The 9,698-nt window shown below is 61.6% G+C and carries 6 protein-coding genes; 1 reads left to right on the top strand and 5 read right to left on the bottom strand.

Annotated elements, in window-relative coordinates; all coding sequences use genetic code 11:
• Positions 1-188 precede the first annotated feature (188 nt).
• Positions 189-1,277, top strand: a complete 1,089-nt coding sequence (locus tag DWZ52_RS05290) for a Xaa-Pro peptidase family protein (protein WP_199579152.1) — start codon at positions 189-191, stop codon at positions 1,275-1,277.
• A 350-nt stretch (positions 1,278-1,627) separates the two neighbouring features.
• Here the strand turns inward: DWZ52_RS05290 and DWZ52_RS05285 are convergent, their stop codons facing one another.
• From DWZ52_RS05285 to tig, 5 genes are all read right to left on the bottom strand, one after another.
• On the bottom strand, positions 1,628-2,971 hold the full coding sequence (locus DWZ52_RS05285) for a folylpolyglutamate synthase/dihydrofolate synthase family protein (protein ID WP_118385073.1): 1,344 nt from the start codon (positions 2,969-2,971) through the stop codon (positions 1,628-1,630).
• A 247-nt stretch (positions 2,972-3,218) separates the two neighbouring features.
• Positions 3,219-5,915, bottom strand: coding sequence for a valine--tRNA ligase (locus DWZ52_RS05280; protein ID WP_118385072.1), 2,697 nt, complete (start codon positions 5,913-5,915; stop codon positions 3,219-3,221).
• A 284-nt stretch (positions 5,916-6,199) separates the two neighbouring features.
• The gene (clpX, locus tag DWZ52_RS05275) at positions 6,200-7,606 is read right to left on the bottom strand and encodes an ATP-dependent Clp protease ATP-binding subunit ClpX (protein WP_118385071.1); all 1,407 of its coding nucleotides are present in this window, start codon (positions 7,604-7,606) and stop codon (positions 6,200-6,202) included.
• A gap of 1 nt (position 7,607) precedes the next feature.
• On the bottom strand, positions 7,608-8,228 hold the full coding sequence (locus DWZ52_RS05270) for an ATP-dependent Clp protease proteolytic subunit (RefSeq protein ID WP_022095182.1): 621 nt from the start codon (positions 8,226-8,228) through the stop codon (positions 7,608-7,610).
• Between the two features lie 162 nt (positions 8,229-8,390).
• Entirely contained in the window at positions 8,391-9,692 is a 1,302-nt protein-coding gene (tig, locus tag DWZ52_RS05265) for a trigger factor (protein WP_233547269.1), read from the bottom strand.
• Positions 9,693-9,698 lie beyond the last annotated feature (6 nt).

Here is a 9,698-nt window from a genome sequence, read left to right as displayed (position 1 = left end):
TACGCCTAGGCGCGGTCCAAGAAATCGTCCGCACCCCCCTTCAGGCCGCTAAACAGTCCGTATTTCACCGCAACTTATGAGGGCGCGCATGGGATGCAAAGGAGTGTCCCGAAGTGCCGGCATAAAAGGAACGTCCCTATGTGCCGGGCTTGGGATACCATGGTGGCAGCCTAGCGAAAGGATGTTTCATGGCACATGTCGATGACCAGCGCATGGCGCGCGTGCTCGATGCGCTCGAGGATCAGCACCCCGGTGCGCAGCTGCTCGTGAATGACCCGTGGTCGATCTATTACCTGACCGGCTTTTATGCCGATATGTTCGAGCGTTTTTGCGGCGTGCTGCTCGTGCGCGATGCCGAGCCGGTGATCCTGGTCAACGCACTGCATCAACTGCCCGAGTACGACAATGCCCGCGTCGCCTATCACACCGATACCGATGTCGTGGCCGACGCCATCGCTCGCGAGGTCGATCCGACCAAACCGCTCGGCATCGACACCGTCATGCGCTCCGGCTTTTTGATGCCGCTCATGGAGCGCCACGCCGCAAGCGAGTTTTTCCTGGGTGACTTTGCCGTCACCGCCGCACGCACCCACAAGGATGCCACCGAGCAGGAGCTCATGCGTGCGTCCTCGACCGCTAACGACGCTGTAATGGCCGATGCTATTAAGCTTGTCCACGAGGGCGTGACGGAACGCGAGATTGCCGACCAGATGCTCGGCCTGTATCGCAAGCACGGCTGCGAGGGCTTTAGCTTTCCGCCCATCGTGAGCTTTGGCGCCAACGCCGGCGACCCGCATCACGAACCCGACGACACTGTGCTCAAGCGCGGCGACGTGGTGCTGTTCGACATTGGCGGACGCCGCTGCAACTATTGCTCGGACATGACGCGCACGTTCTTTTGGGGCGAGCCGGACGAGGAGACGGCACGCATCTACGACATCGTGCGCCGCGCCAACGAGGCCGCCGAAGCGCTCATCGCACCGGGCGTGCGCATGTGCGACCTGGACCGCGCCGCACGCGATGTGATTGAAGACGCGGGCTACGGCGAATACTTTACGCATCGCCTGGGTCACTCGATCGGCCTGCAGGACCACGAGCCGGGCGACATCTCGCTCGTCAACGAGCAGGTCGTAGAGCCGGGCATGACGTTCTCCATCGAACCGGGCATCTACCTCCCCGACCGCACCGGCGTCCGCATCGAGGACCTGGCCCTGGTGACCGAGAACGGCGTCGAGATTCTCAACGCCTACCCCCACGATCCGGTCCGCCTAGACTAGGCAATGTGTCAAAGGGAGAGCCCCTTTGACACATCTTGCAAACGCCGCGCCACGAAAACGGCCTATCTACTACGTTTAACCCGCATGAGTCGACCATGCGGGTCTTTTTTGAAAAATGGCGAGCCATCTACCTGCGGTTTTGATTTCGCAATTCTCTGTATGGTCGAGGGTTACCGGTCAAACGTAGTAAATAGGGCCATTTCGTGGCGAGCAAGTCAACTCGAGGCGCAGGGCAGCCAAAAAGCCCCGTCCCAAATTGACTGCTTTTGAGTTGCGGTGATATACGGACTGTTTGAGGCTTCTGGCTTGTAAAACAGTCCGTATTTCACCGCAACTGATGAGGGGATGGGTTAACGGAGCAGCCCCGCTACTTCGCCGGCTAGGGTGATGGTACCGGCTGCTACGAAGGGCTCGCCCGCGGCATCGAAGGCAGCGAGGGCCTCGGACACGCTCGGATACACGCCCGCGAGCTTGTCGGCGTCCACAAGTGCGGCAAGCTCCTCTGCCGACAGGGCGCGGTCGGAATCGGTCTGGGTCACAACCACGCGCGGGAAGGCCGGGATCAGTACGTCAACGATACCCGCCACGTCCTTGTCGGCCAGCGCAGCGCACAGCAGCGTGGGGCGATTCTCTACGCACGGATCGATCTCGTCCAGCGCGCTCACAAAGTTCTCGCAGCTCTGAGGGTTATGACAGGCGTCGATCAGCTTGAGCGGATCAGTTCCCAGCACATCAAATCGGCCCGGCGTGGGGCAGCCCACAAGCGACACATCGAGCTTGTCATGATCGAGCTCGCGAGCCAGATACCCCTCGCAAAGCATAATCGCGCACGCAGCATTCTGCGGCTGATACGCCGGCTTGACCATGCTCGACGTATAAATCGCACGCGGCGTAGTGCAGCTAAACTCAACCGTATCGCCCACATGCGCCGGCACCTTGGTCGTGGCATGGTTCACCACCAGCGGCACGACGCCGCACTCGCGACAACGGGCATCCATCACGCGCTGAACGCTCGCCTCATGCGTGCCCTCGCCCAGTACAACCAGGCGTCCGGGCTTAATGACCGCAGCCTTCTCCCCCGCAATGGCCTCGAGCGTATCGCCCAAAATACGTGTGTGATCGAGCCCAATGCCCGTAATGGCAACGGCGACGGGATCGGTCGCGCTCGTGGCGTCCCAACGCCCGCCCATGCCAACCTCGAGCACGGCAACATCCACCGCGGCCTCGGCAAACACCACAAGTGCAGCAGCCGTCAAAAGGTCAAACGGCGTGATGGTATAGGCGCGCTCCCCCGCCGCCACACGACGGGCATTCACTCGATGCCCCGCCTCAACAGCGGCCGAAACGCCACGGGCGAATGCCTCATCGCTCACGACGCATCCATCGACTTCCATGCGCTCGGGATAGCGTACCAGCTGTGGCGACGTATACAGCGCGGTCTTGAGCCCCTCACCATGAAGAATGGCAGCCGAAAAACGCGTAGTCGAAGTCTTGCCATTGGTACCGGCGACCTGAATGCAATCGAAATACTCGTCCGGACGTCCCAGCTCATCAAGCATATCGACAACCGTCTCAAGCAGAGGCCCAGCATCCCCAGAAATCCGCCCCGTATCAGCAGCCAGCCCCACAGCCTCATTAAACGAAAGCAAATCAAACTCAAAAGGAACGGTATACAAGCCAGAACGCTTAGGCATTTTTAGAACCGCCATTCATAGATAAATAAAACAGTATAGGTTGAGGATAGTCAGCGAAAACGCCTCTGATGAGCCAAGGTGCCGTGAAACAAGGGCGCATAGGGCTTATGCCCATGCGCCCGAAGTTGAACGGCAGATTGGCCATCAGAGGCGTTTGCAGCGTCGAGTCAGCCGCCGTTCGTTAGAACGGCGGAATAGGTGTCCGCAGTAGCGAGCAATGCCCCAAACCGCGTCCCCCGAGTAAACCTTACGAGAAGTCAGCAACCTGAGCAGTCAGCGCCGCCAGGATCTCCTTGAGCTCAGCTGCACGGTCCCTCTTCTTCTGGACCACCGCAGGCGCGGCCTTGGCCACAAAGCCCTCGTTGGCCAGCGTCTTCTCGCAGCCGGCGAGCTCCTTCTGGGCCGCGGCGATCTCCTTCTCCAGGCGCGCCTTCTCGGCCGAAAGATCAACCTTGCCCTCGAGCACCACAAAGACCTCGACGCCGCTGTCGACCACGGCGATGCTCGCCGCCGGTTTCTCAACGTCGGTACCCATGACCAGCGAGGCGGTGTTGGCCAGCGGCTCGATGGTCGAACGCAGGCTCTCGAGCTTCTCGATGTCCTCGGCACCGGCGCGCACGACCACGTCGAGCTCAGCCTTGGGGCTTAAGCGATAGCGCGAACGCGTGGCGCGGGCGGCGGAAACGACGGTGCGGCACAGCTCAAACGCGCGCTCGGCGTCCTCGTCGACATACTTGGCGTAGTCGGCGGGCTCGGGCCACTTGGCGATCATGAGCGCCTCGGCGCGGTCCACGTTGCCCTCGGCGTCCAGGTCGAGCACGCTCGCCGGCATGTTGTCCCAGATCTCCTCGGTAACAAACGGCATAAGCGGGTGCATCAGGCGAATGGAGGTGTCGAGCACAAAGATCAGGTTGCGCTGAGCCTGCAGGCGACCCTCGCCCTTCAGGCGGGCCTTGGTGACCTCGACGTACCAGTCGCAGACCTCGTTCCAGAAGAACTGCTGCACGCCGCGGGCCATGTCGCCAAAGGTGTAGTTCTCGATACCCTCGGTGACCATCTTCACGGCCTTGGCCAGGCGACTGAACATCCAAGCGTCGGCCGGCGTCTCAACGACGGGCTCGCCGGGCGTGTAGCCCTCCATGTTCATGAGCAGGAAGCGGCTGGCGTTCCAGATCTTGGTCACAAAGCTCTTGGCCTGGTCGGTACGCGGGCTGTCGATGAGCTTCTTAGTCTTCTTGTCGATGTTCGCGTCAAACTTGACGTCCTGGTTGTTGGTGCACAGCGTGAGCAAGTTGAAGCGCATGGCGTCGGCGCCGTACATGCCAATGAGGTCCATGGGATCGACACCGTTGCCCTTGGACTTGGACATGCGGCTGCCGTCCTTGGCCAGAATCGTCGGGTAGATGACGACGTCCTTAAACGGCACCTCGTCCAAGAAATACAGCGAACTCATGACCATGCGGGCGACCCACAGCGCGATGATGTCGCGTGCGGTGACGAGCGCCGTCGTGGGGTGATGGCCCTCGAGCAGCTCCGGCTTTTGCGGCCAGCCCTGCGTGGCGAAGGTCCACAGCTGCGAGCTGAACCAGGTGTCCAGCACGTTCTCGTCCTGATGCACGTGATGGCCGCCGCACTTGGGACACACATCGGTGTCCTCGGTGAGGGCGTCCTCCCAGCCGCAGTCCTCGCAGTAGAACACGGGGATGCGATGGCCCCACCACAGCTGGCGCGAGATGCACCAGTCCTTGAGGTTCTCCATCCAGGTGGTGTAGGTCTGCGTCCAGCGCGCGGGGTGGAAGGTGACCTTGCCGGAGTTGACGGCGTCGAGCGCCGGTCCCTTGAGCTTGTCGACGGCCACAAACCACTGCTCGGACAGCCACGGCTCCAGCGCGGAGTCGCAACGGTAGCAGTGCATGACGGAGTGGTCGAGGTCCTCGACGTGATCGAGCAGGCCGTGCTCCTCAAACCACTTGATGACGGCCTCGCGGCACTCGTCGCGGTTCATGCCGGTGAACTCGCCGTAACCCTCGACGACCACCGCGTGCTCATCGAAAATGTTAATCTGCGACAGGTCGTGGGCCTGACCCATGGCATAGTCGTTGGGGTCGTGGGCCGGTGTGACCTTGACAAAGCCGGAACCGAAGTTGGCGTCAACGTGGTAGTCGGAGAAGATGGGGATCTCGCGGTTGACGATCGGCAGCATGACGGTCTTACCCACGAAGGCGGCCTTCTCAGGGTCCTTCGGGGAGACGGCGACGCCCGTGTCGCCGAGCATGGTCTCGGGGCGCGTGGTGGCGACGACGATGTAGTCCTGGCCATTGACCGGCTCGGTCAGCGGGTAGCGCAGGTGCCACAGGTGGCCCTTCTCGTCCTTATACTCGGCCTCGTCGTCCGAAATGGCGGTGGTGCAGTTGGGGCACCAGTTGACGATGCGCTTGCCGCGGTAGATCAGACCGTCGTGGTACCAGTCGCAAAAGACCTTGCGCACGGCCTGCGCGTAGTCCTCGTCCATGGTAAAGCGCTCGTTATCAAAGTCGACGGAGCAGCCCATGCGCTTGATCTGCTCGACGATGATGCCGCCGTACTCGTGGGTCCAATCCCAGCAAGCGTCGACAAACTTGTCGCGACCGATCTCCAGGCGGCTGATGCCCTCGCTCTTGAGCTTCTTGTCGACCTTGGTCTGCGTAGCGATACCGGCGTGGTCGGTGCCGAGCACCCAGCGCGTGGACTTGCCGCGCATGCGGGCCATACGGATGATGGCGTCCTGGATGGAGTCGTCGGTAGCGTGACCCATGTGGAGCTTGCCGGTCACGTTGGGAGGCGGAATGGTGACGGTGCAGTCGCCCACGCCCTCACGGCGCTTGTAGTAGCCGCCGTCGAGCCACTTCTGCAGGATCGCCGGCTCGTTGGTCGACGGATCGTAATTCTTGGGCATCTCTTCCATATATCTCTCCCTGTCCCGCCGGCGTGTCCGCCTGCTTGGTTTTCGCTCGGTCAGGTCCTGGCTCGCACGAAGAGCACATTTAGTGCTCTTCGGCTCGTGCGGAATCAACGAAAACCAAGCAGGCGGACACGCCTTAGGTATCGATTACTTCAGTCTGATATGACTTCGCTGAGGCTTAAACAAACACACAGAATAACACAGGTAGTTGGGGTTATTGCGTATATATAAAATAGCCTCCGACCGCAGGTGGTCGGAGGCTATTTACAAGCACGTTTTAGGCAGGACTAGCCGTAGATGCGTTGGGGCTGTTCTTCGCCCTTTACGGAGGCTTCGGTTACGACGACCTTGGCGACGCCCTCCTCGCTGGGCAGGTCGAACATCGTCTGCTGAAGCACGTCCTCGCAGATGGCACGCAGGCCGCGGGCTCCGGTCTTGCGGGCGAGCGCCATGCGGGCGATCTCGTGCAGGGCCGCGTCCTCAAACTCAAGATCGACGTCTTCGAGCTGGAACATCTTGCGGTACTGGCGCACCACGGCGTTCTTGGGCTCGGTCAGAATCGACACCAGGTCGTCCTCGTCAAGCGCCTGCGTCTGGGTGACAACGGGCGTACGGCCCACGAACTCGGGGATCATGCCGAATGCGTTGAGGTCCTGCGGGAGCACCTGGCGCAGCAGGTCGTTCTCGTCGACCGAGGTGGGGCCGGCGATCTCGGAGTTAAAACCAACGCCCTTGTTGCCCACGCGGTCGGCGATGATCTTGTCCAGACCCACAAAGGCACCGCCGCAGATGAACAGGATGTTGGTCGTGTCGATCTGCAGCAGCTCCTGCTGGGGATGCTTGCGGCCGCCGGTGGGCGGAACGCTGGCCACCGTGCCCTCAAGAATCTTAAGCAGCGCCTGCTGAACACCCTCGCCCGAAACATCGCGGGTAATGGAGAGGTTCTCAGCCTTGCGAGCAATCTTGTCAATCTCGTCCACGTAGATAATGCCAACCTGAGCGCGCTCAATGTCGCCATCGGCAGCATTGATAAGCTTGAGCAGAATGTTCTCCACGTCCTCGCCCACGTAACCAGCCTCGGTGAGCGCGGTGGCATCGGCGATGGCAAACGGCACCTCGAGGATGCGCGCGAGCGTCTGGGCGAGCAGGGTCTTGCCGGTACCGGTGGGGCCGAGCAGCAGGATGTTGGACTTGGCGAGCTCCACCTCGTCCATATCGTCGTTGAACTGCGAGCCCATGCCGTCGTCAAAGGCAGACACCGCGGCGCCGCCCTCGATCACGCGGCGATAGTGGTTGTACACGGCAACCGACATGGCGCGCTTGGCGTCCTCCTGACCCATAACATAGGCCGAAAGCTCGTCATAGATCTCGTGCGGCGTCGGCACGTGCGTGATGACCTGACGGTCGTCCTCGAGCTCAAAGCCCTCGGCCTCGGGGTCCACGGCGGGCTGCCCAGCAGCCTGACCGTGATCGTTGAGGAAGCCCGGCAGCTTGCCGTTGCGGGCAGCGTCCATAAAGTCCGAAGCCAGCGACTCCTCCAAGATCTCAGAGCAAGCGGCGACGCACTCGTCACAGATAAAGATGTTGGTCGGACCCTTTACAAGGCGACGAACCTGGCCCTGCTCTTTTCCGCAGAAGGAGCAGCGGATGGGGTTGCCGTTCTCGTCAAAGTTGTCCTGCATGTTTCCTGCCATCCTAGGCGTCCTTCGCGGCGAGGTCGCGCGAGGTAACGATACGGTCGATCAGGCCGTAGTCGAGGGCCTCGGCAGCGGTCAGGTAGTTGTCGCGCTCGGTATCGGCCTGGACCTTCTCGATGGGCTGGCCCGAGGCGTCGGACAGGATCTGGTTGAGCTCGCGACGGGTCTTCTTGATCTCCTCGGCAACGATCTCGATCTCGGTCTGCTGGCCCTGGGCACCGCCGCTGGGCTGGTGAATCATGACCTTGGAGTGCGGCAGGCAGAAGCGCTTGCCCTTGGCGCCAGCCGAAAGCAGCACGGCGGCCATGGACGCAGCCATACCGACGCAGATGGTGGAGACCTGCGGCTTGATGAAGTTCATGGTGTCAAGAATCGCCAGGCCGGAGTAAACCTCGCCACCGGGCGAATTGATGTAGAGCGAGATATCCTTCTCGGCATCCTGGCTCTCAAGATGCAGTAGCTGGGCAACGACCAGGTTGGCGCTGACGGAGTTAATCTCCTCGCCCAAGAAGATGATGCGGTCGTTGAGCAGGCGCGAATAGATATCGTAGCTGCGCTCGCCGCGCGGCGTCTGCTCGATAACGTATGGCACGAGGGCGGAATCGAACTTAGCGATCATACGCATCTCCATTTCTCTTACGGACCAATAGTGGTTCTAGACAAACGTACGGTGCCCGCATGCTATGCATTGGCTGGCACCGTACGAAGCAACCGGATAACCGGCTTATAACTTTACCCCATCACGGGCACATACATGCGCTCGCGGGCAAGGTGGCGAGAATTACTCGGCGTCCTTGGCGGTCTCGTCGACCTCGGTCACCTTGGCGTTCTCGACCAGGTGGTCGACGGCCTTGGAGCGACGGATAGACTCACGGACGGCAGGCATGCGGCCATCGGCGATGAACTCGGCCTTGGAAGCCTCGACGTCCTTGACGCCGGCCTTCTCGAACTCGGCGTTGATGTCGTCCTCGGTGACCTCAATCTTGAGCTCACGGGCGAGGGCGTCGAGCGCCAGGGACTCACGGGCAACGTCGTTGGCCTGCTTGTGCAGGTCGCCGATGAACTGCTCCATGGTCAGGCCGGAAGCGGGCAGCCAGGTGTCCAGCGTCATGCCGCGGGCAGCGAGGTTGGACAGGAAGTTCTGGCCAAGCTCCTCAAAGACGGACTGCTCGTAGTCGGCATCCATCTCGTCGAGCTGCAGGCGCTCGGCGAGAGCGGAGACGCAACGGTTCTCCTTCTCGGCCGGGAGGCGGGAAGCCTTGTCCTGCTCGATCTCGATCTTGATGGCGTCGCGCATAGCGTCGATGCTGTCAAAGCCAAAGTCGGACTTGACGAGCTCGTCGGTGAGCTCGGGGGTGTTGCGGACCTTGATGCCCTTGACGGTGACCTCGACGGTGTGGGTCTCGGCCTCCTCGCCCTCCTCGGCCTCGTCGGTCCAGGTGACGGACTTGACGTCGTCAACGTTGGCGCCGATCAGAGCCTCGTTGAACTCGGCGGGGTTGCTGTCGCTACCGGCGATGAGCATACGGCCCTCGGCGGCAAAGTTGTCGGCGTTCTCGACGGCCTTGAGGTCGACGGTAACGTAGTCCTCGGCCTCGACGGCGCGACCCTCGACGTCCTCGAAGGTGGCACGGTAGTTGAGAAGCATCTCGACCTGGTTGTTGATCTCGGACTCGGTGACCTCCGCAGGGGGCATCTCGATCTCGACAGCGTCGAAGGAGGAGAGCTCAGCGGCGGGACGCAGGGAGAACTCGACGGTGTAGGTGTAGTCCTCGTGATCCTTGGCGAGGTCGAGCTCCTTGTAGTCACCGCTCTTGGTGGGGACGATGTCCAGCTCGTTGAGGACGGCGGGCTCGTTGGCGGCGATCAGGTCGTTGGTGGCCTGAGCGAGGGTAGCCTCGGCGCCAAGAGCAGAGTCGATGACCGGACGGGGAGCCTTGCCAGCGCGGAAGCCCGGGAAGCGGTACTTCTTGGCGGTGTCCTTGTAGGCCTTCTTGATCGCGGCGTCGACGTCGGCGGCCGGGATGGTGACCGTAGCGGTGAGCTTGGCGTCCTTGACGTCAGAAGCGGTGATGTTCAACACGTTCCT

The organism is Collinsella sp. AF33-16, assembly GCF_003475325.1.
Classification (GTDB): Bacteria; Actinomycetota; Coriobacteriia; order Coriobacteriales; family Coriobacteriaceae; genus Collinsella.
Note: the sequence above shows the minus strand (reverse complement) of the source record. Positions and strands in the feature narration are given on the sequence as shown.